This is a genomic window from Micromonospora tarapacensis (genome assembly GCF_019697375.1).
Taxonomy (GTDB): domain Bacteria; phylum Actinomycetota; class Actinomycetes; order Mycobacteriales; family Micromonosporaceae; genus Micromonospora; species Micromonospora tarapacensis.
This window is the reverse complement of the sequence record NZ_JAHCDI010000004.1, coordinates 1,090,420-1,117,116: the sequence shown is the minus strand read 5'-3', so window position 1 is coordinate 1,117,116 and position 26,697 is coordinate 1,090,420. Positions and strand designations below refer to the sequence as shown.

General features: G+C 70.8%; 27 protein-coding genes and 1 pseudogene. 19 read left to right on the top strand and 9 right to left on the bottom strand.

All coding sequences use genetic code 11. The features are described from left to right. The first annotated feature begins 446 nt into the window (after window positions 1-446). The 3 genes from KIF24_RS10960 (at window position 447) to KIF24_RS10950 (ending at window position 4,478) form a co-directional block, all read left to right on the top strand. On the top strand, window positions 447-1,862 hold the full coding sequence (locus tag KIF24_RS10960) for a hypothetical protein (RefSeq protein WP_221083945.1): 1,416 nt from the start codon (window positions 447-449) through the stop codon (window positions 1,860-1,862). Between the two features lie 146 nt (window positions 1,863-2,008). Next, window positions 2,009-3,421, top strand: a complete 1,413-nt coding sequence (locus tag KIF24_RS10955; protein ID WP_331461080.1) for a type IV secretory system conjugative DNA transfer family protein — start codon at window positions 2,009-2,011, stop codon at window positions 3,419-3,421. A 277-nt stretch (window positions 3,422-3,698) separates the two neighbouring features. Continuing rightward, window positions 3,699-4,478 carry a replication-relaxation family protein gene (locus tag KIF24_RS10950; protein ID WP_407939992.1) on the top strand — a complete coding sequence of 260 codons (780 nt, stop codon included), beginning with the start codon at window positions 3,699-3,701 and terminating at the stop codon, window positions 4,476-4,478. Between the two features lie 4 nt (window positions 4,479-4,482). Here KIF24_RS10950 and KIF24_RS10945 read toward each other — a convergent pair whose 3' ends face one another. Both KIF24_RS10945 and KIF24_RS10940 read right to left on the bottom strand, forming a co-directional pair. Next, window positions 4,483-6,003 carry a relaxase/mobilization nuclease domain-containing protein gene (locus KIF24_RS10945; RefSeq protein ID WP_221083942.1) on the bottom strand — a complete coding sequence of 507 codons (1,521 nt, stop codon included), beginning with the start codon at window positions 6,001-6,003 and terminating at the stop codon, window positions 4,483-4,485. Beyond that, the gene (locus KIF24_RS10940) at window positions 6,000-6,446 is read right to left on the bottom strand and encodes a MobC family plasmid mobilization relaxosome protein (RefSeq protein ID WP_221083941.1); all 447 of its coding nucleotides are present in this window, start codon (window positions 6,444-6,446) and stop codon (window positions 6,000-6,002) included. Before KIF24_RS10940 ends, KIF24_RS10945 begins: the two co-directional genes overlap by 4 nt. A 2,164-nt stretch (window positions 6,447-8,610) precedes the next feature. Here KIF24_RS10940 and KIF24_RS10935 point away from each other — a divergent pair. Next, entirely contained in the window at window positions 8,611-8,871 is a 261-nt protein-coding gene (locus KIF24_RS10935; protein ID WP_221083940.1) for a hypothetical protein, read from the top strand. A 77-nt stretch (window positions 8,872-8,948) separates the two neighbouring features. Here the strand turns inward: KIF24_RS10935 and KIF24_RS10930 are convergent, their stop codons facing one another. Then, window positions 8,949-10,535 carry a recombinase family protein gene (locus tag KIF24_RS10930; protein WP_230415480.1) on the bottom strand — a complete coding sequence of 529 codons (1,587 nt, stop codon included), beginning with the start codon at window positions 10,533-10,535 and terminating at the stop codon, window positions 8,949-8,951. 98 nt (window positions 10,536-10,633) lie between these two features. Between KIF24_RS10930 and KIF24_RS32585 the strand changes: the two genes are divergently transcribed. The 4 genes from KIF24_RS32585 (at window position 10,634) to KIF24_RS10915 (ending at window position 14,756) form a co-directional block, all read left to right on the top strand. Then, window positions 10,634-11,413, top strand: a complete 780-nt coding sequence (locus KIF24_RS32585) for a hypothetical protein (RefSeq protein WP_230415479.1) — start codon at window positions 10,634-10,636, stop codon at window positions 11,411-11,413. Continuing rightward, complete coding sequence (locus KIF24_RS10925; protein WP_230416247.1) at window positions 11,383-12,693, top strand: tetratricopeptide repeat protein; 1,311 nt, start codon at window positions 11,383-11,385, stop codon at window positions 12,691-12,693. The genes KIF24_RS32585 and KIF24_RS10925 overlap by 31 nt, the downstream gene beginning before the upstream one ends. 93 nt (window positions 12,694-12,786) lie before the next feature. Continuing rightward, complete coding sequence (locus KIF24_RS10920; RefSeq protein WP_331461079.1) at window positions 12,787-14,016, top strand: DUF2786 domain-containing protein; 1,230 nt, start codon at window positions 12,787-12,789, stop codon at window positions 14,014-14,016. A gap of 119 nt (window positions 14,017-14,135) precedes the next feature. Then, a complete protein-coding gene (locus KIF24_RS10915; protein ID WP_221083938.1) occupies window positions 14,136-14,756 on the top strand; it encodes a YdeI/OmpD-associated family protein in 621 nt (206 codons plus the stop codon). 279 nt (window positions 14,757-15,035) lie between these two features. Here the strand turns inward: KIF24_RS10915 and KIF24_RS10910 are convergent, their stop codons facing one another. After that, window positions 15,036-15,215: a hypothetical protein gene (locus KIF24_RS10910; RefSeq protein ID WP_221083937.1), complete on the bottom strand. Its 180-nt coding sequence runs from the start codon at window positions 15,213-15,215 to the stop codon at window positions 15,036-15,038. A gap of 85 nt (window positions 15,216-15,300) precedes the next feature. Further along, complete coding sequence (locus KIF24_RS10905; RefSeq protein WP_221083936.1) at window positions 15,301-16,011, bottom strand: TlpA family protein disulfide reductase; 711 nt, start codon at window positions 16,009-16,011, stop codon at window positions 15,301-15,303. A 306-nt stretch (window positions 16,012-16,317) separates the two neighbouring features. Between KIF24_RS10905 and KIF24_RS10900 the strand changes: the two genes are divergently transcribed. The 5 genes from KIF24_RS10900 to KIF24_RS10880 all read left to right on the top strand — a co-directional run bounded on the left by KIF24_RS10900 (window position 16,318) and on the right by KIF24_RS10880 (window position 19,958). Beyond that, window positions 16,318-16,467: a hypothetical protein gene (locus tag KIF24_RS10900; protein WP_221083935.1), complete on the top strand. Its 150-nt coding sequence runs from the start codon at window positions 16,318-16,320 to the stop codon at window positions 16,465-16,467. A 117-nt stretch (window positions 16,468-16,584) separates the two neighbouring features. Beyond that, entirely contained in the window at window positions 16,585-17,031 is a 447-nt protein-coding gene (locus KIF24_RS10895) for a DUF305 domain-containing protein (RefSeq protein ID WP_221083934.1), read from the top strand. 467 nt (window positions 17,032-17,498) lie between these two features. Then, window positions 17,499-17,765 (top strand): hypothetical protein, encoded by a 267-nt coding sequence (locus KIF24_RS10890; RefSeq protein ID WP_221083933.1) that lies wholly within the window; start codon window positions 17,499-17,501, stop codon window positions 17,763-17,765. Between the two features lie 368 nt (window positions 17,766-18,133). After that, window positions 18,134-18,484, top strand: a complete 351-nt coding sequence (locus KIF24_RS10885; RefSeq protein WP_221083932.1) for a histone-like nucleoid-structuring protein Lsr2 — start codon at window positions 18,134-18,136, stop codon at window positions 18,482-18,484. 250 nt (window positions 18,485-18,734) lie between these two features. Next, window positions 18,735-19,958 (top strand): MFS transporter, encoded by a 1,224-nt coding sequence (locus KIF24_RS10880; RefSeq protein ID WP_221083931.1) that lies wholly within the window; start codon window positions 18,735-18,737, stop codon window positions 19,956-19,958. 236 nt (window positions 19,959-20,194) lie between these two features. Here the strand turns inward: KIF24_RS10880 and KIF24_RS10875 are convergent, their stop codons facing one another. Further along, on the bottom strand, window positions 20,195-20,827 hold the full coding sequence (locus KIF24_RS10875; protein ID WP_221083930.1) for a GNAT family N-acetyltransferase: 633 nt from the start codon (window positions 20,825-20,827) through the stop codon (window positions 20,195-20,197). On the opposite strand from KIF24_RS10875, the gene KIF24_RS10870 reads away from it, so the two are divergent. The 5 genes from KIF24_RS10870 to KIF24_RS10850 all read left to right on the top strand — a co-directional run bounded on the left by KIF24_RS10870 (window position 20,814) and on the right by KIF24_RS10850 (window position 24,189). Next, entirely contained in the window at window positions 20,814-21,428 is a 615-nt protein-coding gene (locus tag KIF24_RS10870) for an MOSC domain-containing protein (protein ID WP_221083929.1), read from the top strand. The genes KIF24_RS10875 and KIF24_RS10870 overlap by 14 nt on opposite strands. A 144-nt stretch (window positions 21,429-21,572) precedes the next feature. Continuing rightward, a complete protein-coding gene (locus KIF24_RS10865; RefSeq protein WP_221083928.1) occupies window positions 21,573-21,911 on the top strand; it encodes a hypothetical protein in 339 nt (112 codons plus the stop codon). Window positions 21,912-21,990: 79 nt separating this feature from the next. Next, window positions 21,991-22,551 carry a TetR/AcrR family transcriptional regulator gene (locus tag KIF24_RS10860; protein WP_221083927.1) on the top strand — a complete coding sequence of 187 codons (561 nt, stop codon included), beginning with the start codon at window positions 21,991-21,993 and terminating at the stop codon, window positions 22,549-22,551. A gap of 29 nt (window positions 22,552-22,580) precedes the next feature. Further along, complete coding sequence (locus tag KIF24_RS10855; RefSeq protein ID WP_221083926.1) at window positions 22,581-23,609, top strand: NAD-dependent epimerase/dehydratase family protein; 1,029 nt, start codon at window positions 22,581-22,583, stop codon at window positions 23,607-23,609. Between the two features lie 25 nt (window positions 23,610-23,634). Further along, window positions 23,635-24,189, top strand: coding sequence for a peroxiredoxin-like family protein (locus KIF24_RS10850; RefSeq protein WP_221083925.1), 555 nt, complete (start codon window positions 23,635-23,637; stop codon window positions 24,187-24,189). A 59-nt stretch (window positions 24,190-24,248) separates the two neighbouring features. Here KIF24_RS10850 and KIF24_RS10845 read toward each other — a convergent pair whose 3' ends face one another. Continuing rightward, window positions 24,249-24,809, bottom strand: a complete 561-nt coding sequence (locus KIF24_RS10845) for a GNAT family N-acetyltransferase (RefSeq protein WP_221083924.1) — start codon at window positions 24,807-24,809, stop codon at window positions 24,249-24,251. A gap of 77 nt (window positions 24,810-24,886) precedes the next feature. Continuing rightward, on the bottom strand, window positions 24,887-25,432 hold the full coding sequence (locus KIF24_RS10840) for a GNAT family N-acetyltransferase (RefSeq protein WP_221083923.1): 546 nt from the start codon (window positions 25,430-25,432) through the stop codon (window positions 24,887-24,889). A gap of 56 nt (window positions 25,433-25,488) precedes the next feature. Here KIF24_RS10840 and KIF24_RS10835 point away from each other — a divergent pair, with 56 nt between their 5' ends. Further along, the gene (locus KIF24_RS10835; protein ID WP_331461078.1) at window positions 25,489-26,073 is read left to right on the top strand and encodes a TetR/AcrR family transcriptional regulator; all 585 of its coding nucleotides are present in this window, start codon (window positions 25,489-25,491) and stop codon (window positions 26,071-26,073) included. 131 nt (window positions 26,074-26,204) lie between these two features. On the opposite strand, the pseudogene KIF24_RS32580 reads toward KIF24_RS10835, so the two are convergent. Continuing rightward, window positions 26,205-26,312, bottom strand: a pseudogene (locus tag KIF24_RS32580) (GNAT family N-acetyltransferase); the annotation flags it as partial. Between the last annotated feature and the right edge of the window lie 385 nt (window positions 26,313-26,697).

The window sequence follows — 26,697 nt, the reverse complement described above, 5'->3', positions numbered from 1 at the left end:
CTTTGTGTAAGTAGGGGCACCCGCTCCGGCCGCGCGGGCGTCGAGCGGGACGCACGGCGACCCGCGCCTGTGACCTGCGCCACGTATAGGTGTCAAGTTCGGCAATCCGGGCCTCGAATCTGCCTTTACCTTGTGCGGGGTTCTTACGCCCGGGGCGGGGGCGGGGTGGGTGCGGCCGTTCAATGTGGGTGGTGTTTCACCCGGCGGTACGCTGCCGGGCCTTGCTTGAACCCCTGCGCGGCGGGGGAAACGCGACCTAAGTATCTGATGTAGACGCTTCGCGGGCGGGCTCTGACGGCCCGCCCGCTGGCGTGCCTGGGAGGTGGAGTGATGGTGTTGAACCAGCATGGTGGGGCCGGCGGCCCGGCCACGGCGCCGTTCCTGGTGGCGGGGCCGGGCTGCGACCGGCCCCGGGAGCCTGCTGCCGGCGGCGGCGTGGTGTGCGGGTGTACGACCTGGGCGCGTGGGCTACGGGCCTGCCGGGGTGGCTGTGGCATCTGGCAACCGGCGGCTGGCCTGGGCTGGTGCTGGTCGCGGCGGTCGTGGCCGCGCTGGTCGTGGTGGTGCGGGTGGTGCACCGGTGGTGGTGGCGGCGGGCGGTCGCGGGCGGCTTCTGGGTGCGGATCACCCCACCCCGCACCGTGGATGTCACGCGGGCCGGTGCCGGGTGGCGGCTGCTGGTCGGGCTGGCCAGGTTGGCCCGCCGGGGCGTTCATCTGGCCCGGCCGCCGCTGGCGCTGGAGATCGTCCACACCGGCCGCGCGATGACGGTGGGGCTGTGGCTGCCCGGCTGGGTGCCGCTGCCGGCAGTCGTTGACGAGGTGGGGCGGGTGTGGCCCGGCGCCCGCATCGAACGGGACCGCCCACCGACCCTGACCGGTCGGGAGGGTTGGCGGGTGGCCGGCTACCGGCTGGCCGCCTCGCGTCCGGATGTCGGCCCGCTGGTCGACGACACCCGGCTTGCCGGCGGGCCGGCGCGTGGCGTGGCCACCGCGCCCGATGTGCTGGCGGCGGTGCTGGCCGCGCTGGGCCGGCCCGGTGGTCCAGCAATGGTGCAGGTGCTCGTACGGCCGGCCACCGGCCGACGCCTGCGCGAACTGGTCCAGGCTGCGCAGGCTCCGGCGAAACCCCGCGCCAGCGTCGGCGTCCGTCTCGGGCGTGGGGTGCTGAACCTGCTGCTGGGCGCGGTGCGGCTGGTGCTGTCGGCGGTCTTCGAGCTGATCACCCCAACCCGCACCGGGCCAACCGCCGGCCGAGCGGGCTACGACTATGACCGGTACGAGCCTGCCCGGCCCGACCCTTTGCAGCGGGAGGCGATGCGCCGCGCGGCGGAGAAGCTGGCCGCCGGGCCGCATGTCCTGGCCACCATCCGCACCGGCGCCGTCCGCCCGGACCGGGCCTCGGCTGCGGCGGCGGCCCGCTCGGTAGCGGGCGGGTTCGCCACCGTGGCGCGGCACCTGCGCCCGGCCCGGATGTGGCGGGCCGCTTCGGCGCTGGGGCAGCGGCGGGCGCGGCGGGGTGAGTGGCTGCTGTTGACCACCGACGAGTTGGCGGTGCTGGCACATCTGCCGGGCGACCCGGCCCGGTACGGGTTCGCTACCGCTGCGCTGCACCGCCCGCATCCGGTCCAGGCCCGCCGGGTCGCCCCGGAACGGGCCACCCGCAGCGCGGCGGGCTGGACCGCTGCCGGCTGGAGCACTCCACCGGTTGCCGCACCGGAGGAGTTCGGCGACGGGGGCGACTCCTGGCACGACTCCGGCGGTGGGTACGGCGGCCGGCGTGACCGCGCCGAGTCCGACATCTACGACTACAGGGCCAGCGATGACGAGGACGGCGGCTGGCCGTACACGGAGGCTGCATGAACAACCATCGACCATATGAGACAACCACGGTGGGGGGCGCGGCGGAAACCGCGTCCCCCACACGCATGCGGGGGCCGGCAAGGTTGCGGCTGGTCCCACCCGACTCGCCACGCCGCCGGCAGGTTACGCCTTTGGGGGTGGCGCCGGTGGGTGAGCCGGTGCTGATCGGGCTCGCGCCCGAGGATGCCCGCCACCACCTGCACGTGCCCGGACCCACCGGCACCGGCAAAACGACGCTACTGCTGAACCTGGCGATCTCCCAGGCACGGGCCGGGCGCGGAGTGGTCGTGTTCGACCCCGGCGGGGACCTGGTACGCGACCTGCTCGACCGGCTGCCTACCGGGGTGGCCGGCCGCCTGGTGGTGATCGACCCAGACGAGACCGAGGCGCCTCCGGCGTTGAACCTGTTCGACCTGGGCGCCGACCCGGAGACCGTGGCGGATCAGCTCGTCGGGGTGATGGCCAAGGTGTGGGCGGCCTACTGGGGGCCGCGCACCGATGACCTGGCCCGCCACGCCGTGCTCACCCTGGCGCACCTACCCGGGTCGACGCTGGCTGATCTGCCGCCGCTGCTGGCCGACCCGGGCCACCGGCGCCGGGTCCTCGGCGCGGTGGGCAGGGTGGCGCCGCCGGCCGAGTATGCCGGGCTGGCCGGGTTCTGGGCGTGGTACGACAGCCTGACCCCGGCTGCGGTGTCGGTGCAGGCCGGGCCGCTGCTGTCGAAGCTGCGGGCGGTGCTGTCGCGCCGGTTCGCGGCTGGGCTGTTCGGCACCGGCGCGTCCACGTTCCGCCTGTCGGATGTTCTGGATGGTGGGGTGCTGCTGGTCAGGTTGCCCCCGACGTTGGGCGATGACACGGTACGGCTTTCCGGGTCGCTGCTGCTGGCCGCGTTGCTGCACGCCGCGTCCGGGCGGGCCGACCTGCCCGAGGCGGCCAGGTTGGACGCCATGTTGATGCTGGACGAGGCGGCCACGTTCCTGAACCTGCCCGTGGGGGTGGATGTGGCGTTGGCGCAGGCGCGCAAGCTGCACCTGTCGCTCGTGCTGGCTCACCAGCATCTCGACCAGCTCACGCCCCGGATGCTGGCCGCGATCGACAGTAACGCCCGTAACAAGGTGTTCTTCTCGCTCGCCCCTGGCGATGCGGAGAAGCTGGGCCATCATGTGGCGCCGTACTTCGCACCGCCAGACCTGACCCACCGGGATGCGTACGGGATCGTGTGCCGGCTGGTGATCGACGGACGCGACGGTGAGCCGTTCAGCCTGACCACCCGCCCGGCGCCACCGGCCTGGCCCGGCCGCGCCGAGGCGTTGCGGGCCGCCGCACGGGCGCGTGGGCTACCCGCCGAGGTGCGGCGGGAGCTGGCGCAGGCCCGCCGGCTCGGACCGGCCGCCGGCATCGACCCGGCACGGGAACCCTCCTCGGGCGATCCGGCCACGCCACCGGAGCCAGGGCGACAGGCGGGCACGCCGCCGGCAGCCTCCGGTGGTCCGGCGCCTGCTGTGCCGGTGCCGATCCCACCCTCACCGCATAGGCGGACGGCTGACACCGATCCCTGACAACCGACCTGGCGATGGTCCACACCGGGCTGGCAAGGGTACCGGTCGGGTCGGAGCCTCCCCCGGAGCCTTACCCGGACCCTCCCTCGTGCGGGAACCTCCGGGTGAGGCTCCACCCCACATGCAGCCAACAGCGCAGGTCAGCACCCCTGACCGCGCATCAACGAAAGGGCAGACATTCCCTATGGGAACAACACATGCGGCAGCGCCGCACATCCGGGCACTTGCCCGACCACCCCGGGGCGGTATCGACGTTGCCGGCGAGCTCCGCCGGCTGATGCCCCGCGACCGGTGGCTGATCGAACTACTCGGCGAACACCAGGTGTTCACTACCGAACAGGTCGCCGCGCTGTGCTTCGACCACTTGCACACCGCCCGCAACCGGCTGGTGCTGCTAAACCAGCGCGGCATCCTGGCCCGGTTCCGCGACGGCGTACGCCCCGGCTCCCAGCAATGGCGCTGGACCCTGGACCTGATCGGGCTGGCGTACCTGGCGGCCCGCGCCGACCAACCGGCACCCAAACCCGCCACCGTGCGCCAGCGGGTCAACCGGCTCGCCACCTCCCCGAAGCTCGGCCACCTGCTCGGCGTCAACGGCTTCTTTGTCGACCTGGCCGCCCACGCCCGCACCACACCGGGGGCGGAGCTGTCGGTGTGGTGGTCCGAGCGCACCTGCCGCACCGTGACCGGTGAGCTGGTCCGCCCCGACGGGCACGGCGTATGGACCGAACACGGCACCACCGTCTCGTTCTGGCTCGAATGGGACCAGGGCACCGAACAGGCCCACCGCGTGGCATCCAAGTTGGACGGCTACGCGGACCTGCACCGGGCCACCGGACTGAACCATCTGGTGCTGGTCTGGGCACCCACACCGGCCCGGGAGACCTCGCTACGCTCCCGGCTGGCCCGCCATCCTGCCGTGGCCTCCGGGACGCTCACGGTCGCCACCGGCGCAGGCGGTACCACCGAACATCCCGCCGGACCCGTCTGGGCACCGGCAACCGGCACCGGTGATCGTGTGCGGCTGGCGCGACTCGCCACCCACCGGGCCGGGTAGCAGGTCACCGCCGGTGGCAGGGCGTGGCCACCGGCCGCGCCGTACGGAACAGGTCCGGTCCCGGCGCGGCCGGACCGGTGGCCGTAGCTGCTCCCGGTGGCGGGGTCCAGGAACGCAGCCGCGCGGCGGCCTCGCGTGCGGCGTGCGCCTGGTGCACAAGCCGCCGCGCTTCCCGCATCTCGGCCCATGCGGTCAGGAACAGGGCCAGGGTCAGCAGCAGCCGGGTGGTGTTCGAGACATCCTCGTCACGAGACACGGCGGCAGCAACGAGGATCAGCCGGGCCACGCCGCGCATCCGGGTGGCGTGCAAGTTGTCGTGGGCGGCGGTCACCCGCTGGTCATGGGCGGCGCGGTCGAACAGCTCGGCGGCCTCGGTCAGCGGCCCGCCGTCGCGGCCTTCCCACCGTTGGGCGATCGCGGTGAGCACGTCTGCGGCGGCGCGGGCGATACCGGCCGCCTGCGCCGGATCGCCGGTGGTACGTAGCGCTTGCGCCGCCTGGCGGGTGACCCGTTCGGCCCGCGCGTAGACACCGGTCGGCGGGAACGACAGAGCAGCGACCCGCTGAGCCTCCGTCATAGGTGGCGCCGGGTCCTCCGGTGGTGCCCCGGTCCAGCGCCGCCGCAGCTTCGGCAGGCTCAGGTCAGCGGCGAGCTTGCCACCGCCGTAGAAGATGGTCTCGCCATCTGGGTTGGCGTGGCCGTCCAGTCCGACCGCGTAGCCGGTCACCTGCTCGGGGTTGCGGCTGGAGTGGCGCAGCTTGACCTTCACCCCGGCCCGGTCGAGCTTGGCGAAGAAGTCGTCCTCGTCGGTGGCGGTGGCTGCTGCCGCTCGCACCAGCCGGCGTAGCCGCTCGCGCGGGGCCACCGGTCCCCGCCGGCTGCGGCTGGTCGCCCTCGGGCCGGTCGCTGGTCTGCTGGTCGCCGGTCGGCTGGTCGATGCCTGGTGCAGGCGGGTGGTCTTGTTCAGCTCGTCCGGCGACGGCCACCGGCGGCTGCCCTGGCCGGGTGGGGCCACCCGATACAGGTTGTAGCGTTCCTCCAGGTCCCGGCACGCCTGCTGCGCCTTGCGGTAGTCGTAGTTCGTCCAGGCCCGGCGCCGGTCTTGGCGCACCAGCGTGGCCACCAGGTGAATGTGGTCCTCGGCGTGACGTACCGCGACCCACCGGACGGCCTGTTGGTCGCCGTGCGGCGCCAGCCCGACCGCTGCCATGACCTCTCCGGCGATGTGTGCCCACTGCTGGTCGGAGAGCACCCGGTCTGACGGGTGGGTGCGGATGGAGCAGTGCCACACCGGCTTGTTCGGCTTGCGCATCGCCGCGAGTACGGGCTGGTTCAGCAGGTCGGCCAGCCGGCGAACGTCGCGGCTGCCGTCGCCGTGGATCGGCGGCTCCAGCTCGGCCACCGGGCCGGCGCCGTTCCATACCGCCACCAGGTGGGCGTTGGTGTGCTCCTCCCGCCTGCCCGGCCCGAACAGGTACCGCAGCAGGCCGTAGACCTTCTTGCCCTTGGTGATCGCCGGGATCACGGCAACCGCCGACCCACCCCGGCGGCCGTCTCGTCCACGCTGGTTACCGCCCGGGTTACCAGCCTCACCGCGTCGGCCAGCCACACCGGCGCCTCGCCCGTGGAGTTGAACGCGGCCACGGCCTGGTTCAGGTTGGTTCCCACTCTGTTCAGCGCGGTGCGGGTCTCGAACAGCTCACCGAGCAACTGCCGCAGCACCTCGTACCCATCCCCGCCCGACCCGGCGCCGGTGGTGGCGCACTCGCCGCGGGCGTGCGCGTACGCGGCCTGGGCGATGAACCCGGTCGGGGTCAGGTCCACCTTCTCGGCTGCGGCGGCGATCGCGGCCCACTCGTCGTCGTGGAAGCTGGGGCCGGCGCGCCTTACCCGCCTCGGGAACAGGTGGTCGCGGTCGCGGCCGGCGCGTGCCCTCGGCGCGGTGTGGTGTGCGGTGCGGCTGTCCATGTCGGTGCCTCCTGCCGAACCCTGGTGCGGCGTGGTTCGCCGCTGGTTCGACAGTGACAGGCGACCGTTACCAGTAGCGCACCTACGCGAGCCGGGAGGCTCCTCAGACCGCGCCCGGTCTGAGGTCTTGTCACAAGACCGTTAGCTTGCTCCCGGTGGTTTCGCGCTACCACAAGGCTTCCGCGCCGTCGTGGTCGGCCACTGGGGAGGATGCCGAAACTCCTCCGCAGGCTGGTCCCGGTGCGCCTCCGAGGATGCCGTTGCCTGGGTCGAGCTGCGCGTTCGCGGCTCCGGGGGCGTGCCTGGTAACCGGGTCTGCTTGTCTTCGACGGGGACGTTACCAGGTTGCCGCTGGCCGTGGGGGTGATGCCGCCGGTGGTGGCGTGTCGAAGCGGCGGCGGCGATCGGGTTGGTAACGCTGGTGACCGAGCGGGCCGCCTGGCCGGTTCCGGTGCGCCTCGCGGGCTGGTCTTCCGCCCGGTTCGGGCAGGGGGACACACAGGGGGGTGCAAGGGTAGCACGCTACCGTCACCGAATCCGCTGCTGCGACTTGCGGGCAAGGTGAAGGCGGCAGTATAGCGCGCCATCGCTACGGTAGCGCTACCGTAGCGCTCCACAAGAGACAGATCATGGTGTGTGCACGCCGGTGTCACCGCGTGGGCCGGGCTGTTCGGCTGGTAACGCGGCCGTGAACCGGCCTGCCGTCGGGATGCACGCCGGGGTTACCAGCCTTGTGCATGGTCTGTGCACGCGGCTGTGCATGGCTTTGCACAGTGGGCCTTTGCCTGGTCCGTTCAGTGGTCCCTTCACTGGTCCTGGAGCGGACCAGTGAAAGGACCACCCCGGCGTGGCCGAACCTGCTGGTCACCACCGGTGTCCGGGAACCGTGCGCGGAGCCGACTGGTAGGGATACCACCGTGTCGCGGACCCGCGCCGGGCAAGGACTTTCGGTCAAGATCAGGAATCGGGGGGTGTTTTCAGTCTTTACTAGGTGTGGACCTTTGCAGGCGACCCGGCCGTCATCGGCTACGAGAGCACCCACCGGCCACCCGCACCCCGGCGGCGGGCCGGTGTGTCCCGTCACGCACATCCAGAGGGCCGGCGTGCGGTACGGCGGGCCGGGCAGCAGGATGCAGCCCGCTACGAGCGGATCGTGGGCGCGGCCTGCCTGGGCACCCGCCCGAAAGGCGGGCGCGCAAGCCGCACCCGCAGGAGCGGGGCGGGCGTACGCCCGAGCGGGGCGGGCGGGCTCGCGGCCGTCTCCAGCGGGCCGGCGACCATGCTCACCCGGCGGGCTCGGCGCGCAGCTCGCAGGCTGCGTAAGAGGGCTAGCTGGAAGCCGCAGACCACCCCACGACAGCGGGGCCGTTCACAGCCGTGACCTGGGCCGCTACGCCATTCAGCATCGACGGATGTCTGTTGGTAACGCGGGCGTCAACCCCCTCGCGTCACCCTGACCCTGTGCCGTCACCCGTCCGGAACCCCGGCGACCACACGCTAACACGACCGAGGAGGTATGTATAGATCCATATCAACTGAATAAGAGCACAGCGGACATTCCGCCCGCGTGTTCCGGGTCCGCTGGCAGCGCTCGCGGATGAACGGCGCAGGATAGCACGCGCCGCTGAGGATTCTACTTTGGAGCGCGACTAGTAGCGGATTCGCTAACCCCTGCCCGCTATAGGGGTGGGAGACAACCCAACCGGCCAAGCCGGGGCGGTCCCGAGGACGGTTCCGGCGATGGTCCCGGAGAGGGTTCCGAGGACGGTTGGCCGCTACACGTAGACGACAACCTAACAGCTCGGCCGGACGCGGACGCGACCCGCGCCCGGCCGCAACCCCAACTGAGACACGTGCATGGCCCAATTAGGAGGAATATGACGCTACGCCCCGCCTCAGCGGCACGTCAAGACAGCGACGTGCCGACCACCCACGCGGGCCAACAACCGGCGACCGAGGCCACCGGCACCCCGCCCCGGTGGGCACCCGAGCAACCTGGCGCCGGAACCACACCCGCACGGGCGGCGCGGCCCGCACCCGGCCACGCCGCAACCGGCGGCGGGCGGCTGCCGGCACACCGCAAAGTCCGGAAACCACCGCGCGGGACCGTCCGGAACCAACCGCACCGCGCCTTCCGGACACGACCGCGCGGGCGGGTCCGGAAATGACCCCGGACGCGGGCACATCGCCGGACTCGTTGACGCCGGTACAGAAGGTCATGCGCGCCCGGCTCGCGGCGATGTCGACACCCCGCCCGTCCGACGATCCGGAAACCGCCCGGCTACGCGGCCTGTTGCGTGACTGGGAGGCGATGGCCGAGGTGACCGCGACCGTCGACCAGTGGCAGCCAATCACCGACGAACAGCGCGACACCCTTGCCGCGCTGCTGCACCCGCACCGCGCCCGGCGCCGGTCGGCCGGGTGACCCAACGCGCGCCCCATACCCGCAGCCGGCGGCGTACCCGGCTGGGCCGGATACCCGCCGCCTGGCGCCTGGCGGGCCTACCCGACCGGCGTGCCCAGATGATGCTTGGCCGCCACCCGCACCGTGGACCGGTCAAACCCCTGCCCCCGGCGCCCGGAAGGCATGATCGTCACCGTGCACAACCGGTCCAGCAACACCCGCCGACTAGCCAGCGGCAGGCTGCTCCAGACCGCTACCGGGTCGGCGGCGTTGACCACCTCCGCCAACGGATCATCCGCGACCGTCGCGTTCAACAACTCGTCAATCTCGCCGATACGCGCCTGACCGGCCCTGGTGGCGGCGTTCACCTGCGCCTGCGTGCGCTTCTGCAACACCTCGTCGATCGCGTACTGCTCCAGGCTGGCGGCGATCGCGGCCCGCTCAGCCCGCAACGCGGCGGCGTCAACCTCCGGCGGCGGTGGGGCCAAAAGTTCGTAGGCGCGGGGGTGGGTCAGCCAGTAGGCGATGTGCATGAACACCCAATCATCGACGTGGCCGGCGTTACGTGCCAAATGGTTGTTGTCCTTGCACTTGTAACGGGGTGCCCGCCCCCCAAGGGTCACCTGACACGTCATCGGCTTCTCGGGGTTGCTGCCGGGTGGGGTGCACACCCCGCACCGGTAGATACCCGACCCCCACCACCGCGGCGCCGCCCCCGGCCCGGTGCGCCGGGCTGGCTCGGTCAGCAACGTGCGTACCGCGTCGAACACCTCCCGCTTGATGATCGGCTCCCACGGCGCGGCTACCCCTTCCACGATCTCGCCGCGGTAGACCAGCAACCCGGCGTTGCGCGGGCGCAGCAGCACATCCCGCAGCGTCTCCGCGCTCCACTGCGCCCCGGTGACCGTGGGTACCTGCTTGTCGCGCAGCTCCAGGGCGAGCGCCCGCAGGCTCACGCCTTGCAGCAGCCGGTGGGAGCAGTCGGCGATCACGTCCGCCTCGTCCTTGACCAAGGTGATCCCGGCCTTGCAGGTGCGGGCGCCGTGCCAGTCACACAGGTGCTCCTCGGGGTTCGCGTCGTCTGGGAGCCGGGGCGGGCCGGCGCAGAAACCGAACGGCCGCCGGCCGCCGCCGTACTGCCCGGCCAGGGCTTGCCGCTCGCGGGCGGCGGCGACCCGGCGGGCGGTGTCGCGGGATGCCTTGTTGGCCACCAGCACCCGGATTTCGGCGTCGAAGTTGTCCCGGCCCTTCTCCATGTGCAGGCTGCCGGTGACCGACTCCACCACGATCCGGTGCGGGGAGTGCTCCACCACGTCGATCAGGTCTTGCAGGTCCTTCGGGTCTCGAAACGCCCGGTCCAGATCGAGGCACAGCAGCGCGTTCGCGCGCCCGGCCGCCAGGTCGGCCAACGCTTCGCGCAGGTCCGGGCGGAACACCCGGTACTCCCGGCGCCCGTCCGGCAGGGTGACCTTACGCCGCTTGTACGCGGACAGGCGCGGGTTCTTGATGACCTTGTACACGTCCCAACCGAGGTGATCGGCGCTTTGGTGCATGCGGCGGATCTGGTCGTCCAGCCCCAGCGGGATGCCCTCGTCGGTCAGGTCGATTTCTTCGCGGTTGTCCGACAGCCGGGCCAGCAGGATCGCCCGGGGTCGGCGGGTCTGGGGGGTGGGTGTTGACGTCATAGCTCTAGTATGTCAGAATCGGGGTAATCGTCAAGACCGCACTCGCGGTCCACTGGGCCCACCAGGTCGCCGACCGGTTTCCCGACGGGCAGCTCTACGTGAACCTGCGCGGCTACCACCCCGAGCAGCCGATGGGCGCCGACGAGGCGTTGACCGGCTTCCTCGACGCGCTGGGGGTGCCCGACCACGAACTGCCCCGGGACCTCGACGGCCGCTCCGCCCGCTTCCGAACCGAGCTCGCCGGGCGGCAGATGCTGATCGTGCTGGACAATGCCGCATCGGTCGAGCAGATCCGTCCGTTGCTGCCCGGCACCGGCCGGTGCCTGGTCGTCATCACCAGCCGGGACAGCCTGGCCGGGCTGGTGGCCGTGGACGGCGCGCAGCGCCTCGACCTCGCCACGCTCCCGCTCACCGACGCGGCCGTGCTGCTGCGCCGCCTGATCGGCCGGCGCGCCGAGGTCGAGGCCGACGCCGTGCGGGCCCTCGTGCGGCGCTGCGCGCGACTGCCGCTGGCCCTGCGGATCGCGGCCGAACTGGCCGGCCGCCGGGCGAGGCGCCCCTGGCCGAGCTGGTCGCGGAACTCGCCGACGGGCAGCAGCGGCTGGACCTGCTGGCCGCCGGGGACGATCCGCACGCCGCCGTCACCGCCGTCTTCTCCTGGTCGATGCAGCACCTGCCGGCCGAGGCGGCCCGCACCTTCCGCCTGCTGGGCCTGCACCCCGGCACCGACCTCGACAGCTACGCGGTCGCCGCGCTCGCCGGCACCGACCTGGCAGCCGCCCGCAACGCGCTGGACCTGCTCGCCCGCGCCCACCTGGTGCACCTCACCGGCACCGGGCGGTACGGGATGCACGATCTGCTGCGCGCGTACGCGGTGAGTCTGACGACCGCGCTGGACGGCTACCGCGACCGGCGGGCGGCGCGGGACCGGCTGTTCGACTACTACCTCGCCGCCACCGCCGACGCCGTCGGTGGCCTGTACCCGGCCGCGGTCACCTCGCGGCCCAACGTGGCCCCCGCCGCGACACCCAGCCCGGAACTCACCGAACCGCACACCGCCAAACGATGGCTGAACACCGAGCGGTCCACCCTCGCGGCGGTCGCCCGCTACACCGCCGCGCACGGCTGGCCCAGCCACGCGATCCGGCTCTCGGTGCTGCTCTACCGCTATCTCGACTGCGGGCACTACGCCGATGGCCTGGTCGTCCACCAGCACGCGCTGCGCGCCGCCCGGCAGGCCGGCGACCTCGTCGGGCAGGCCCACGCGCTGGCCGGTCTCGGCAACACCGAACAGCGGGTGGGCCGGCACGAGTCGGCCGCCGAGCACCTCCGGCAGGCGATCGAGCTGTTCCGCCGCTCAGGGCACTTCACCGACGAGGCCAGCGCCCAGAACAGCCTTGGTTTCCTCCACTTCGAGCTCGTCCGGTACGACTCCGCCGAGGCCTGTTTCGCCCGGGCACTGACCCTGTTCCGGCAGACCGCGAACCTGACCGGCGAAGCCCTCGTGCGCAACAATCTCGGCCTCGTACACCGACGGCGGGGCCGGCACGAGGCCGCTGCCGAAGACCACCGGCGCGCCCTGGAGCTGTCCCGGCGGACCGACGACTGGACCGCGGAGGCCCTGGCGCTGGACTGTCTCGGCCTCGTCGAACAGCAACTGGGCCGGCACCGTGCCGCCGCCGACCACCACCAGCAGGCGCTGGTCCTGACCCGGCGGTACGGCAACCGGCGTGGCGAGGCCCACGTGCTGGACAACCTCGGCACCGCTCAGCTGGGACTCGGCGATCCGGAGCGGGCCCACCGGTACTTCGAACAGTCGCTCGCCATCTTCACCGAGATCGGTGACCATGGTGGCCGCGCCTCGGCGCTCAACGGCCTCGGCGCGGTCACCCACGCCATCGGGCACACCGCGACGGCCCTGACCCACTTCACCGCAGCGCTCAGCGCCGCCACGGTCACCGGCGCCCGCTACCAGCAGGCCCGCGCGCGCACCGGGCTCGGGCACACCCATCACACCCGCGGCGAACCCGGCCACGCCCACCGCCACCACGAGTACCTCCTGACCGACGCCACCGAGCTCGAACTCGCCGAGGCGGAACGCATCCGCTCCCACGTCGCCGCTCTCGCGGACCACGGTCCGGTCAACCGGACGGCTTGACCCGAATGATCGCCTCGACCCGAATGATCGCCGAGGCGCTCTCGTCCGCCCCGCGTCGACGGAGCGGGCCAGCGACTCCGTAGCCTTGGGCTGGTGACAACTGTGCGGGAACGGATCAGGGCGGTTCTCGCCGGGACGGTCGACTACGAATCGGGGCTGGACGCGCTGACCGTCACACCGTCAGCCGAGGTCGACCCGGAGCTGGTGGCCGCGAAGGACGAGGCCTGCGCGCGGCTGTGGCGGGGCGGGTGGCAGCCGGCCGAGTTGCACCGGGTGGTCGCCCGGCGGGGCCGGCCGCGCCAGGCCGACCTGGTGACCGACGCGGTCGCCGCGCACCTGCGACTGTTTTCCCGGGCCACCGTCGACGGGCGGTGGCTGGCGCAGGCGGACACCCTGGGCGCGCGGGTCTGGTGGACCGGCGACGCGACGTACGTCGACGAACTCGCGGCCCGCTGGCGGCTCGACCGGGTGGCCGTGCTCGATCTGGTGTTGGGCCTGCTCGCCATCCTGGCCGCGCTCCCGCCGATCGAGGTGCTCGTGCCCCCGCCGGGTTCCGCCGCCGCGCCGGCCGACCGGTCGGGCGCCGTCGGGTCGACCCGGATCGACGCCCGGCTGCTGGACCGGGTACGCGCCCTGCTCGCCAAGGCGGAGTCGACGACCTTTCCGGCCGAGGCGGAGGCGTACACCGCCAAGGCCCAGGAACTCGTCACCCGGCACAGTCTGGACGAGGCGCTGCTGGCCGCCCGCGGCGGTGACACGGCGCCAGTGGTGCCGTACGCGCGGCGGATCGGCGTGGACCACCCGCACGAGAAGGAGAAGGCGTCCCTGCTGGACGCCGTCGCCCGCGCCAACCGCTGCCACACGGTCTCGTCGCCGGAGCTGGCGTTCAGCACCGTCTTCGGTTTCGACACCGACATCGACGCGGTCGACCTGCTCTACACCTCCCTGCTGGTGCAGGCGCACCGGGCGATGGCCCGGGCCGAGCCGCCGGGCGGCAAGGCCGGTCGGAGCCGCCTGAAAGCGTTCCGCCAGTCCTTCCTGGTGGCATTTGCGGACCGGATCGACGAACGACTGGCCGCCGCGGCACAGCTCGCGTTGGCGCAGGCCACCGGTCGGGGCGACGAGAACGGAGTGGCCGACCCGGCCGACCTGCTGCCGGTACTCGCCTCCCGGGACGAGCAGATCCGCGAGACCATGCAGCGGGTCTTCCCGCACACGGTCCGGGCCAGGGCCAGCCGGGTGAACAGCCGCGAAGGCTGGGAATCCGGCCGGCAGGCCGCCGACCACGCCGCCCTACCGATCGACACCACCCGGCGCCGATAGCGCCCGGCCGGCGTGCTGCTGGCGCACGAAGGGCGCGGCGCCTTGCCCACTGGGCTCGGCTCGCCGGGCTGGGCACCGGGCAGTGACTGCGGCCATGGTGCAGCGGATAGCCTGCCGTCATGGTGAGCACCGAACTGGATGAGTTGATCGTCGCGGACGCCGAGGCGTTGCGCGCATGGTTGTCGGCCCATCACGCCATGTCGCCCGGCGTCTGGCTGGCCCTGACCAAGAAGGGCGGCACCGTCACGACGTTGACCTGGCAGCAGGCGGTCGACGAGGCCCTGTGTTTCGGCTGGATCGACGGGCAGGCCCGTAAGCGGGATCAGCAGACGTCCTGGATCCGGTTCACCCCGCGCCGGCCCCGCAGTTCCTGGTCGCAACGCAACGTCGCCCACGTGGCCCGGCTTGAGGCGCAGGGGCGGATGCTGCCCGCGGGCCGCGCCGCGGTGGAAGCCGCGAAGGCGGACGGGCGGTGGGCGGCCGCCTACGCCCCGCCCTCGGAAGCCGAGGTGCCGGCCGACCTCCTCGCCGCCATCGCCACCGACCCCGCCGCCCAGGCCATGTTCGACGTACTCACCAGAACCAACCGGTTCGCTCTCATCCACCGCGTCAACGCCGTCAAGCGGGCGCAGACCCGCGAGCGGAAGATCGGCGAATTCGTCGCCATGCTGGCCCGCCACGAGACGATCTACCCGCAGAAGGCCAAGCCGCCGAGTTCCCCGTCATCGGCATCGTCATGATCAGGAACTGATCGAGCATTCAGCTGCGGTGTCGGAGCTGAAGGGTGGGTGCTGCCGGTGAGATACGGGGTGCGGCGGGCGCGGCCGATCCTGGGCAACAGTCGAGGCCGGCGGGTCGCCGTGGAAGCCAACGCCGACAGGTACGCATCGGCGACCGCAGACGCCAGGGAGAAGTGCCGGACGTCGTGGGCAGCCGCAGCGGCGGGAAGCTCGGTCCGGACCACCAACCGCGCCTGCGGTTGGTGGGCACGGGCCATCAGGATGTCGCACGGCGCGGTGTCACGACGCAGGACCGCAAACCGTGTCGACGAGCCCGCAATGGGCCAGGACCTCGGCGCCGAGCCGATCTGCGACGAGCACCGTCGCACCGGAAAGCCCCGCGGATACCAACTCGATGGCGTACTCCGGCACAGCCAGCGTGACCCTCGTGTCGGGCGCGGCCACGAGACGTTCGGCCACGGCGACGGCAAGGGGATCACCGTAAGCGACTGCGCCAAGACGCTCTGAACTGGGGATCGGCTCCCCATCCCCGTGGTAACAATGGTCAGCCCAGCAACTCCGCGACACGGTCGGGGACCTCGTCGGCGTCGAGTCGGCCGCGGAAGGTGACAGTCCCTGCGGCGTCGATCAGAACGAAGGTGCTTTGCGAGGTGATGCCGAAGCGTTTCCACACCTCCCCGGATTCGTCGGACAGGTTCGTGATCGAACCGACCTTGGCCAGGCGGATGAACTCCGGCATCGCAGCGGCCTCGTCGAGGCCGGCGATCCCGACGATGGCGACCTGGTCGCCGTGCTGTTCGGCCGCCTCGCGTACGCCGGGCGCCTGTTGCAGGCACACCGGGCACCACGGTGCCCAGAACCACAGCACGGCGGGTTTACCGACCAGCGACCGCCCATCGAACGGTGCGCCGTCGACAGTGGTCGCGGTGAACTCCAGCGGTGATCCGGTCGCCGTGCCCGACGGCCGATCAGCGCTGCCGGCCGAGGTCCCGCCGTTGTCGCCGCAGCCGGCCACGGCCAGCACCGCCACGGCGAGGAGACAGATCAACCGACGTGCGACCATTGAGTGCTCCGTTCCCGCAGGGGCAATGCGGGCGACCATACGCTGGTTCCGCACGGTAGTTCGGTAAACACGGTCACAATCGCTGCGGCCAGGAGACGTTCGCCGTGACAGGACGGCGGAGGTGGAGCTACGACTGGCCAGCGGCCGTCCGTCGGCGGCCGATGAGCGCCGGCGTTCCTCACCGAGCGGCATGCCACCACGGCGAAGGTGTTGCCTCCGGTCCCTTCGCGCGCCGCTCCCGAGACGTGAATCGGCCGATACCGCGTGGTACGCGCGTGCTGCCTCCAGACCGTCCAGCACCTCCTCGTCACTGATGTCCGGCTCCGCAGCGAGTTCGGCGACCGTCGGAGCCGGTGCGTGAGGGCGCGGGTGTGGGGGATCTGGCACACGTCCTGACCCGCAGCCCACCCTACCCACGACGTCCGCCGCTGACACCGAGCGAGCGATGCGGGAGGGATCGACCGGGCCCAGCACAGCAGGGGCGGGCCGGACGTAAGAGTGAAGCTGTCGCTGCCCGCCAACCGCGCCCGCACCGCCGCCGACTGGCTCTTCGCCGCCGTCGGCTCCCGATCGAGCGTCCAACTCGGACTGGTGCCCGGCGCCGCCGTGCCACTGGACAGCGCCGCCCCCGAACTCACCCACCGCTGACCCGAGGCGCTGCCGGCACGTACGTCCGGATCACACACTGTATGCCCCAAATGCTGTATTAGCGTGGACAAAACGTCCGAGTCGACTGGCCCCTCTCCATAAGCTGACGGAGCAGAGATGAAGAAGAACTACCTCCGGTTCGGCCTGGTCCTGCTGATCAGCCTGGCCGTCATGTTCGTCCTCACGCTGTCGCAGATCCGCAGGTGGTCGGACTTCTATCTGAACCTGAGCAACTTCTACATGTCGGTGATCATGGTGGCGGTCATGGGCGTCATAATGATGGGCGTCATGCACCAGATGTACACCGACCGGCGCCTCAACATCGCCCTGTACGCCGCGCTCGGCGCCCTCTTCGTCGGCGGATTCGCGGCAGTGCGCACCGAGCCCTTCGTCGGCAACGAGGACTTTCTCAAGTCCATGATCCCGCACCACTCCCGGGCGATCCTCGTCTGCCAGGAGTCGAACATCACCGATCCGGAGATCGTCGAGCTGTGCGACCAGATCGTGAAATCCCAGGAGGAGGAGATCACCCAAATGAAGAAGATTCTCCGCGACCGGTACTGACCAGGCACTTCTCCTCCGACTCCACGGCCCGACGGACTCGCCCGCAGGCCGCTCCCGAACATGTCACGGTGGCGCTGTTGGCCTTCGCCGCTGTCGCCCGTCAGGTCGAGAACCTCGACATCTTGGCCACCACGCCGGAATCTCGGTCGACCTCGGCTTCGCCGATCAGGCGCACCTGTGCCGCACCGGGCGAACCCACGTCGGCCACACACCGACCGCGCTGCGCCGCCTGCTGACGCAACCGCACCACTGGAGCCTCCGCCACGACAGCCGCCGAGACGGTCTCACCGGCTGCACCTCGCCGCCACCCGAGGCAACACCGCAGCCGCCACGCTGCCCACCCGACCCACCACGTCGAACTCCACTCCGGAACGGGCCGCGCTCCCCGACAGCGTCGGCGTCGTCCGCGGCGACCTGACCAGGCCGGAGACGCTCCCGGCGGCACCGGCCGGCGGCGAGGCCGCCAGATGAGCCAGTTCATGGGCCGCCAATATCTGACGGCGCTGATCGGCCTCATGGCGGAGGCAGTCGGCAAAGCCGCGCCAGTCAACGACGTCATCGAGCAGGTCAGCGGGCACCCCGCCGGTCCTATGCCGAGTGGGCCGCGGGTCACCGGCCCGACTTCGCCGGCCGATCCCGGGTGGCAGGGGCGGGTTCGCCGCCCCTGCCACCGGGTCGTCATCGGTCACCGCCCCGGCGCTGCCGTCATGCTCTTGACCGTGGTGTCGACCTGACAGTCGTTCCGGTTCACGCATGGCCCCGAAATTCGGGGTGGCGCTTCCCGGTTGGCGACGAGGCCGCGGTCGATAGCCCCGTCACCCACCCTACGAGCAGATCACGGATTGCCACGAAAATGGCAGCTCTGATCCGTCGCGTTGGGTTGAGGTCGCTGGACGCACAAGGATCAGCCTTTCGTGTCAACTCACCGTCGCCCTTTGCCTACCCAGCGGTAATATGACGGACGGGTGGGGATAGATTTCCCGGGACCGGGTTAGTCATTACGAGGCCACATGGCGGATCCTGTTGACGTCGCCGGTGCCGTACAGGTTATTGTGCATGCACGCTGGTAGGACCATCATGCTCGAAAGGAATGTGCTCAGACGTGGCAAAGCAAATCATTCATCAGCTGGTCGACGACCTGGACGGCGGCGAGGCCGACGAGACCGTCAAGTTCGCACTCGACGGCGTCCAGTACGAGATCGACCTGTCGAGCGGCAACGCCAGCAAATTGCGTGAGGTGTTCGCTCCCTACGTCGCCCACGGTACGAAGGTGGGCCGTGGCGGTGTGGTCGTCGGCGGCCGGGCTGCTCGTGGTCACGGTACCGCCAGTGCCGACCGTGAGCAGAACAAGGCCATCCGGACGTGGGCCAAGAAGGCCGGCAAGGACATCTCCGACCGCGGCCGGATCCCCCAGGAGATCGTGGACCAATACCACGCGAAGGCAGGCCGCTAAGCCGTCACACCGGTCCAGGCCGCTCGCACCCGACCGAGCCGAGACTAAGGCTCGGTATTGACGTCGTGCGGCCTCGTCAGCTGGACAGGAAAGCGTTCCTGTCTCCGGGCATCGACAGCGCAGACGAGTCGCGCTGCTGCTGGATGACGACCCGTCCGATACTCCACGTCATTTCGCCTGTCTGCGCTGGTAGTGGGATCGCCGGGATCGGGCTTGGGCGGTTGCCGCGCAGATTGAGCAGACTGGTCCGATGCCGGCCCCCCTTTGGCGAAATCGGGATTTCCTCTTCCTGTGGACGGGCCAGGTCGTATCGACGCTCGGTGCCCGGATCAGCGGCCTCGCGTACCCGTTGCTCGTGCTGGCCGTCACCGGCTCACCGGCGCAGGCCGGCCTGGTGGCGGCCGCGCAGGCGGCACCGTTCCTGATCTGGTTCCTGCCGGCGGGTGTCCTGGTCGACCGCTGGTCCCGCAAGCGGATCATGCTCGCCGCCGACGCCGGCCGGGCGGTGGCCCTGGCATCGGTCGCGGTGGCCGTCGTGCTCGGGCGGATCACGATCGGTCACCTCATGGTCGTGGCTTTCGTCGAGGGGACGTTGTACGTCTTCTTCCTGCTCGCCGAGACCGCCGCCCTACCCCACGTGGTGCCGAAACCCCAGTTGCCAGCGGCGATCGCCCAGAACCAGGCCCGCGACCAGGGCGCCGACCTGGCCGGCCAGCCCTTGGGCGGCCTCCTCTTCGGGCTCGGCCACGCGGTGCCGTTCGCCGTCGACGCGGTATCGTACCTGGTGGGCGCTGCCCTGGTCGCCCCGATCCAGCGGCCCCTGGAGGACGAACGGGCACCGCAGCGTCGTCACCTGCTGGCGGAGGTCTCCGAGGGCGTCCGCTGGCTGTGGCGCCAGCACCTCCTCCGCGCCCTGGTGGCGATCGCGTCGGCCGGCAACCTGGCCTTCAGCGCCCTCGGCCTGACCATCGTCATCCGCGCCACCGACCTCGGCGCGTCCCCGACCGGCGTCGGTGTTCTCCTCGGCCTCTTCGGGGTGGGCGCGATCACCGGCGCCCTGGTGGCCCCGCCGATGCAGCGCCTCGTCGCCCCGAGCATGATCATGCTGGGCGCCCTGTGGTGGTGGGTCGCGCAGATGGTGGCGTTCGCCCTCGCCCCGACCGTGTTCGTGCTGGGCGTGGTCTACACGGTCGGCGCCCTGATGGGCCCGATCTTCAACACCACCAACGCCGCCTACTGCTACGCCCTGACCCCCGACCGCCTCCAGGGCCGCGTCAACGGCGCCGCCCGGATGATCGGCTGGGGCGCCCGACCCGTGGGCGCTCTCCTCGGCGGCATATCCCTGGAAACCCTGGGCGCGGTGCCGACCTTCGCAGCCCTGGCGACGTGGCTGGCCATCGTCGCAGCGGCGTCGACGGCGAGCCGGCAGATCAGGCGGGCCCCGAGGCCGGAGACGCTTACCGAACAACCGTGATACACCAACGTCACGTGGCGTCCCGGTTGGCTTGGTGGCCGTGTCGGGCCTCTCCGCTCGGCACGTTCGAGGGGCCGGGGACCGATACCGCGACGCCACCTTCGGTCACGAGTGCGTCGCGGCGCCGGCCGTGGGATTGTGATGTGCACGGCCGGGCGTTGCGGTCGGCGCGGATTTGTCGGTCCGGGAGGCGGCAACCCGCCGGGAGAGTCCGAGCCCTCTGTCGAGGCAGTTCGTCAACGGCCACATCGGTCGAGGCGCGTCCACGGCCAGTCGGTGGCGATCCAGTTCGCGACGGCGGCGGCAAGCGGCCTGTCGAGGGCTGCCCTGTCGGCCCGCACCCAGGACTGGACCGTCACGTCATACGCTTCGGAGACTGGCGGGTACAGGTAGACACAACCGATGACGTCGCCGTCGACCGTGTCGAGGACGGTGAAGGTGAACCCGGTGCCACTGCTGAAGTCGTCAGCATGACGGCGCAGATCGGAAAGGTTCGCCTCGAGCGACATGCCGCGGGATGGCGGCCAGTCGCCGTCCGGGTACCCCGGCGTGGTGCGGATGTGTTCAATGCTCGACATCCAGGCAGCATGATCCGCGACGTTGTGCTGCGGGCCCAGCGGTTCAAGGCGGAACCGGCCGGTCACCAGCGACGTCGGCGGATCGAAGCCGGCCGGTACGAAGGCATCCGAAGCCATGACCGGGACGCTACTGCTGATGCCGAGCCTCACGCATCCGACTTCGGGCCGGCGAGCGTGCGACAGCGCCCTTGACGGCAAGCGGAGGATGTCCTCGATCCGGTCTCGTGTTTCGAGAACTGTTTGGACGCCGTGCAGGTGCGTGGAGCACAGTCGGACCATGGAGAGTTCCATCGCCGTACGTCATCGCTCTATGGACGAGATCATGGAGGGCCTGCACCTCGTGCGGCAGTCCCCGCGGGGTGTCGGCACCCTGGCGTTGGCCGTCCGCCGGCCGGCCGTCGACGCCCGCGAGGTGCTGTCCCGGGCCGAGCTGGACCCTGACGCCGGGCTGCTCGGCGACAGCTGGAGTCAACGACCCAGCTCGCGAACGACCGACCGGTCACCGCACCCCGACATGCAGCTGAACGTCATCAACTCCCGTTTCGTCGAACTGATCGCCGGTCCCGATCGTGATGCCTGGGCGCTTGCCGGGGATCAGCTCTACGTCGATCTCGACCTGAGCATCGACGCCATGCCAGCCGGTTCACGGCTGGCGATCGGCGACCGGGCCGTCATCGAAGTGACTGACCAGCCACACACCGGTTGTGCCAAATTCGCCGCCCGCTTCGGACGTGACGCCCACAAGATCGTCTGGACCGAGGAAGGCCGGCGACTACGGCTGCGCGGCCTCAACGCCCGGGTGCTCGTCGGCGCAACGATCGGGACAGGCGACACCATACGGCAACTCCCCGCCACTCCCCGCCAGCCTGCCACCGACGCTCTCAAGACGTGACGACAGCCCGATCAACTCGATCGCCGCGGGCTGGGCGCGGCGAGAGAGCGTGCCCAGGTTGACAATCAAGGCAACCAGCTGGCCAACGTGGAACGCCAGGACGGCGTCGGCTGCCGTGGTGCCCGGTGGCCGGTGGAGGTCGGCATGGATGAGCAGGACTTCTGGCTACGGCTGGAGTTCCGCATCTGCGCGGAGTTTCAGGGCTTCGAGGACAGGCACCTTCGGTGGTACTGGTGTGACGGCCTGGTAGCCGAGAAGTACGATCTGCTGACCGCCGCGCCGTGCATCCGCGGCCGGGCCTGGTGCGGACCCGGTGGGCAGGAGCCTTGGCGGTTCGTGTTGCACCTCAGCCCCGGCCCGCGAACGCGCGCGGAGATCCCCTGGGCGGCGCTGCTTCCCGGCGACCGGGCAACGGGATGGCTGTCACCCGACACCCACAACAAGACCATGCTGATAAGCCCGCTCGTCGCCTACCCTGAGTGACCATCTGGATCTGCCACTGGACCATCTCCTACATGGCCTGTAAGTTAGCTAACTAACTGAGGGATGGTGAGATGACGTGGTGAACCGCCAACGCGACAAACGCAGCCGCCTGATCGACGCCGCCGTCCGGCTCGTGCATGAGCAGGGATACGCCCAGACCACGCTCGCGGACATCGCCGGCGCGGCCGGAGTGCCGCTCGGCAACGTCTACTACTACTTCAAAACCAAGGACGCCATCGGCGAAGCCCTCATCGCCCGACACGCCGGGCAGTACGCCACGCTGCGTACCCAATGGAACCAGGCCGGTGAGGCCCGGTCACGGCTGGCAGCGTTCGTGCGGATGACGGCCGACAACCGTGCGGTGCTCGCCCGCAGCGGCTGCCCCGTCGGCACGCTCTGTGCCGAGCTGCACAAGGCGGCCGGTCCCCTCGCCGAGCAGGCCGGCGCCGTCTTCGCCGAACTGCTGAGCTGGTTGGAGGAGCAGTTCCGGGCGCTCGGCCGCGACGGCGACGCCGCCGACCTGGCCCTGCACCTGCTGTCCGCGCTGCAGGGCGTGTCGCTGATCGCCCACAGCCTCGGCGACCCCGGCTACATCGACCGGGAGACCTCCAGACTCACCGGCTGGATCCAATCCCTGTGATCCGCCACCCCACTCGGCAAGGAGTAGACGTGAAACCACCAATCACGCGAGTTCTGGTCACCGGCGCCACCGGCTTCCTCGGCCGCAACGTCCTCGCCGCGCTGGCCGCGCGCCCAGACGTCGCCCTCGTCGCCGCCTGCCGCACGCCCGACCGGCTGCCGGCAGCCTTCACCGGCGAAGTCCGGGTCGGCGACCTACGCGACCCCGGATATCGCAAGGCGGTCGTCGACGGCGTCGACGTGGTCTGCCACGCCGGCACCTGGGGCGCCTTCTGGGGCCACGCCGAACAGGAACGCCGCCAGTTCTTCGAGCCCAACCTGGACCTGATCGACCAGGCGATCGACCGCGGCGTCCGCCGCTTCATCCAGACCAGCACGATCGCGATCGCCGCGCGCCCCGCCGACGGCGGACCGATCGACGACTTCACCCCGACCCGCCGCACCGGCTTCTGGCCCCACCTCGACCGGCTCATCGACCTCGACGACCACATGCGCCGCCGCAGCGACCGGGACACTCAGATGGTCACCATGCGCCTCGGGCACTTCGTCGGCGCCGGCAACACCCTCGGCATGGTGCCGGCTCTCGTACCCCGGCTGCGCACCCGCCTCGTGCCCTGGCTCGCCGGCGGACGCGCCCGCCTCGCGCTCGTCGGCGGCAGCGACCTGGGCGAGGCGTTCGCGCTGGCGGCGACCGCCGACGGGCTCGACGACTACGAGTCGTTCAACATCTGCGGCCCGACGTTGCCCACCGCCCGCGAAGTCATCGAGTTCATCGCCGAGGAGACCGGCTCCCCACGCCCCTGGTTCAGCGTGCCGTACGCCGCCGGCTACGCCTTCGCCTGGCTGATGGAGAAGCTACACCCCCTCCTGCCCGGCTCCGACCCCTTCCTGACCCGCTCCCTGGTGCACGTCTCCGAAGACTGGGACTGCCCCACCGACCACGCCGCCCGCAAACTCGGCTACACCCCCCGCGAGGACTGGCGGAACGCCGTCCGCGCATCCCTCGCCGAAGCGGAGGCCAGCGGCTACCCCTGGCCCCGCCTCGCCCAAACCGCGTAGCGACGAAGGAGACGACACCACCGCCATGACGAAAATCCACGATGGTCAGCGCGTCGGCCCACTCGACCTCACCGCCATCACCGGGCAACCCGTCCGCATTCCCGACCCGGACCGCCTCGTCCACCTGCAATTCCGCCGCTTCGCCGGCTGCCCCATCTGCAACCTGCACCTGCGCTCCATCACCCGCCGGCACGACGACATCGTCGCCGCTGGCGTCCGCGAAGTCGCCGTCTTCCACTCCACCGCCGCCGCCATGCTCCCGTACCAGGGCGACCTGCCCTTCGCCGCCGTCGCCGATCCACATCGCCGCCTCTACGCCCGCTTCGGCGTCGGCACCTCACCGTGGGCGGCGCTGCACCCACGAACCTGGACCTCGGCCCTGCGCGGGATGGTCGCCGGAAAGGCCGCACCTCCTGGCCGCGGGGAGACCGCCCTCGGCTTGCCCGCGGACTTCCTCATCAGCACCGACGGCCACATCCTCGCCCACAAGTACGGCCACCGCGCCGATGACCAATGGAGTGTCAACGAACTCCTCCACCTCGCCCGCCGCACGACCAACGGGTCCTACCGGAGGTCGTAGAAGCCGGCGGACCTGAAGGGCGCCTGCGGGCAGCCCGGTGCCGGCGGCGGCTGCCGGCCCTACGACGACGTCCCTTGGCGCCATGCCTCGGCGAGCAGGGCGTACGTGTAGCCGTCCACCCAGCCCAGCTCGGCGTGCCATGAGTCGCCGACGCCGTGCTGCTCACGACGCATGCCGATCTTCTCGAGGATCCGCACGGATGCCAGGTTGTCCGCGAAGCACCCCGCGGTGATCCTTCGCACGCCCAACCGGTCGAACGAATACGCCACCATCGCGGTGACCGCCTCGGTCGCATAGCCATGACCGCCGTACGCCGGGTCGAAGATGTAGCCGAGCTGGGCTTCCGTGCGTGCCGGCATGCCGGGTTGCCCCATGCCGTCGACCACGTCGAGCGAGACGGACCCAATCACCACGCCGCCAAGGACCACGGCCACGCTGTGGTCGTCGGGGTTCTTTGCCGCGCGCCGCCACGCCGCCCGGAAGGACACCGGGTCGACATCGGTGCGCAGTAGCCAGCGGGTGACCTCCGGCAGGTTGCGGTACTCCAGGATGCGGTCGATGTCTTCGTCACGCACGGGACGAAGCTCAAGGCGTTCGGTGCGTAGGTTTGCGCTCCCCACGAGGTGGGACGTTAGCGACGCGCACCACCGCGACACATCCGAATTACCGGTTCTCGCCTTTCCCTCGAACGACGCCGCTAGTCTTCCGATCCGTACGCGGCGCTCCCCTGCCGGCGCTGATCAAGCGTCAGCGACCAGGTCTGGCCGACGAGATCATCACCAAAGCTCTGGTGAGGCTTCTCGTCGATGAGGGTGAACCCGGCGGCCTGGTAGATCCGGCGTGCGGATACGAGGACGTCGGTGGTCCACAGGACGACGTGTCGGTAGCCGACCTGGCGGGCGAAGGTGAGGCACTGGTCGACCAGGCGGGTGCCGATGCCGCGGGCAGCCGGGGTGACCAGGAGGACGCGCAGCTTGGCCGTCCCCGGCTCGTCGCCGGCGACCAGGAAGACGCAACCGGCACGTTCGCCGTCGGCCTCGGCGATCCACCCCGCCTCGCGGGACGGATCGCGGCTGGTGGCGTAGTCCGCGACGATCTTCGCGACCAGTGCCTCGAAGTCGGTGTTCCAGCCGAACTGCTGCTCGTAGGTCTCGCCGTGAGCCATCACCACCCAGCCCAGGTCTCCGGGGCGATCAGCGGGGCGCACGGTGATCTCGACCCGCCGCTGGCACCCGTGCGTCATTGGTCAACCCCTCTCGGCCACTGAAACGAGCGTTTCAGTAGGGGTAGGCTGCGGCGGTGACCGAGGACACGACAATTCCCTCCGCGCGGAAAGTCGAACTGTTGGAGGCCGCCTACCGATACGCGCTGGAGCACGGCCTGGCGCGCCTGTCCCTGCGCCCACTGGCCACGGCGATCGGTTCCAGTCCGCGCGTGCTGGTCTTCCTCTTCGGCAACAAAGACGGTCTGACCAGGGCGGTCCTGGCCCGGGCCCGCGCTGACGAACTCACGATCCTCAACCACATCCAGGACCCCGGCGACCCGGGAGCCATCGGCCTGGCCACCGCCGTCAAGCGCCTCTGGGGGTGGCTCGCAGCCGCAGAGCATCAGCAACTACTGAAGCTGTGGGCCGAAACCTACGCCACTTCTCTGGTGGAGCCCGAAGGCGTGTGGGGCGGTTTCGCCGCGGCGACGGTGCACGACTGGCTCACCGTCCTGGCCGACTGCCAGCCCGCGCAGGAGAGAGACAGCGTGGAGGGCGCTGCCCGCCGTACCCTCGCTCTCGCGGTCCTCAGAGGAGCCTTGCTCGACCTGTTGGCGACCGGAGACCACGACCGCGCAACAGCCGCGGTCCACCACCAACTCGCCTTCTTCCACAGTTGAAGGCGAACCCCCTCATGCACACCGGGACGCTCGTGTGGCGCGCCCGACTGATGGTGACTCCCCGCGCATGCGAACCGCAGTCGACGACACCCTGGCCAGTTCAGGCTGCGCAGGCAGAAACACCGTGGAGACCCCGGCGAATGGTTGCTCGGCTGCGGCACCACGGTGGTGCCGCCGTCCGGTGCCGGGAAACGCCCCTGGGCTGCCGCATCCAGGATGTCGGCCAACGCGATGCCCATGGTGATCGTGAACATCGAGGGACGTCCGCTGTGCGGACGGGCTGATTCAACCGCATCGGGAACATGCCAACCTCACGCCCGGCAGCCGGGCACCCTGACCAGAGCCCGCCCCTGTATCGAGCAGGAGCTGACGACAACGGCAGGAGCCCCCGGCTGCACACGGGCACGACCCAGGACTGCACCGGAAGGGACGTGAACCCCGACCTGCTGGGTGCGCCGAGCCGCACGGGTGGGAGGCACCCCTGGCATCGGCATCCCCATCGCAGTTGCGCGGCAACGGTTGGCCCTCACCCATACCGCAGCGGGAGTCGAGAATCCCGCCTGAGCAGGATGCGGGCAGCCCGCGGCCCGGCGACCATGCGAATATGTCAAGTACTCTTCGGAC

What these genes read in the sequence shown, in the direction of transcription:
- KIF24_RS10880 (WP_221083931.1), top strand. Translation starts at nt 18,735, where the DNA reads ATGCCGGCCCCCCTTTGGCGAAATCGGGATTTCCTCTTCCTGTGGACG.
- KIF24_RS10905 (WP_221083936.1), bottom strand. Translation starts at nt 16,011, where the DNA reads ATGCCGCTCGGTGAGGAACGCCGGCGCTCATCGGCCGCCGACGGACGG.
- KIF24_RS10870 (WP_221083929.1), top strand. Translation starts at nt 20,814, where the DNA reads ATGGAGAGTTCCATCGCCGTACGTCATCGCTCTATGGACGAGATCATG.
- KIF24_RS10865 (WP_221083928.1), top strand. Translation starts at nt 21,573, where the DNA reads ATGGATGAGCAGGACTTCTGGCTACGGCTGGAGTTCCGCATCTGCGCG.
- KIF24_RS10940 (WP_221083941.1), bottom strand. Translation starts at nt 6,446, where the DNA reads ATGGACAGCCGCACCGCACACCACACCGCGCCGAGGGCACGCGCCGGC.
- KIF24_RS10935 (WP_221083940.1), top strand. Translation starts at nt 8,611, where the DNA reads ATGACCCCGGACGCGGGCACATCGCCGGACTCGTTGACGCCGGTACAG.
- KIF24_RS10930 (WP_230415480.1), bottom strand. Translation starts at nt 10,535, where the DNA reads ATGACGTCAACACCCACCCCCCAGACCCGCCGACCCCGGGCGATCCTG.
- KIF24_RS10895 (WP_221083934.1), top strand. Translation starts at nt 16,585, where the DNA reads ATGAAGAAGAACTACCTCCGGTTCGGCCTGGTCCTGCTGATCAGCCTG.
- KIF24_RS10850 (WP_221083925.1), top strand. Translation starts at nt 23,635, where the DNA reads ATGACGAAAATCCACGATGGTCAGCGCGTCGGCCCACTCGACCTCACC.
- KIF24_RS10950 (WP_407939992.1), top strand. Translation starts at nt 3,699, where the DNA reads ATGCCCCGCGACCGGTGGCTGATCGAACTACTCGGCGAACACCAGGTG.
- KIF24_RS10840 (WP_221083923.1), bottom strand. Translation starts at nt 25,432, where the DNA reads ATGACGCACGGGTGCCAGCGGCGGGTCGAGATCACCGTGCGCCCCGCT.
- KIF24_RS10915 (WP_221083938.1), top strand. Translation starts at nt 14,136, where the DNA reads ATGGTGAGCACCGAACTGGATGAGTTGATCGTCGCGGACGCCGAGGCG.
- KIF24_RS10925 (WP_230416247.1), top strand. Translation starts at nt 11,383, where the DNA reads ATGCACGATCTGCTGCGCGCGTACGCGGTGAGTCTGACGACCGCGCTG.
- KIF24_RS10875 (WP_221083930.1), bottom strand. Translation starts at nt 20,827, where the DNA reads ATGGAACTCTCCATGGTCCGACTGTGCTCCACGCACCTGCACGGCGTC.
- KIF24_RS10890 (WP_221083933.1), top strand. Translation starts at nt 17,499, where the DNA reads ATGAGCCAGTTCATGGGCCGCCAATATCTGACGGCGCTGATCGGCCTC.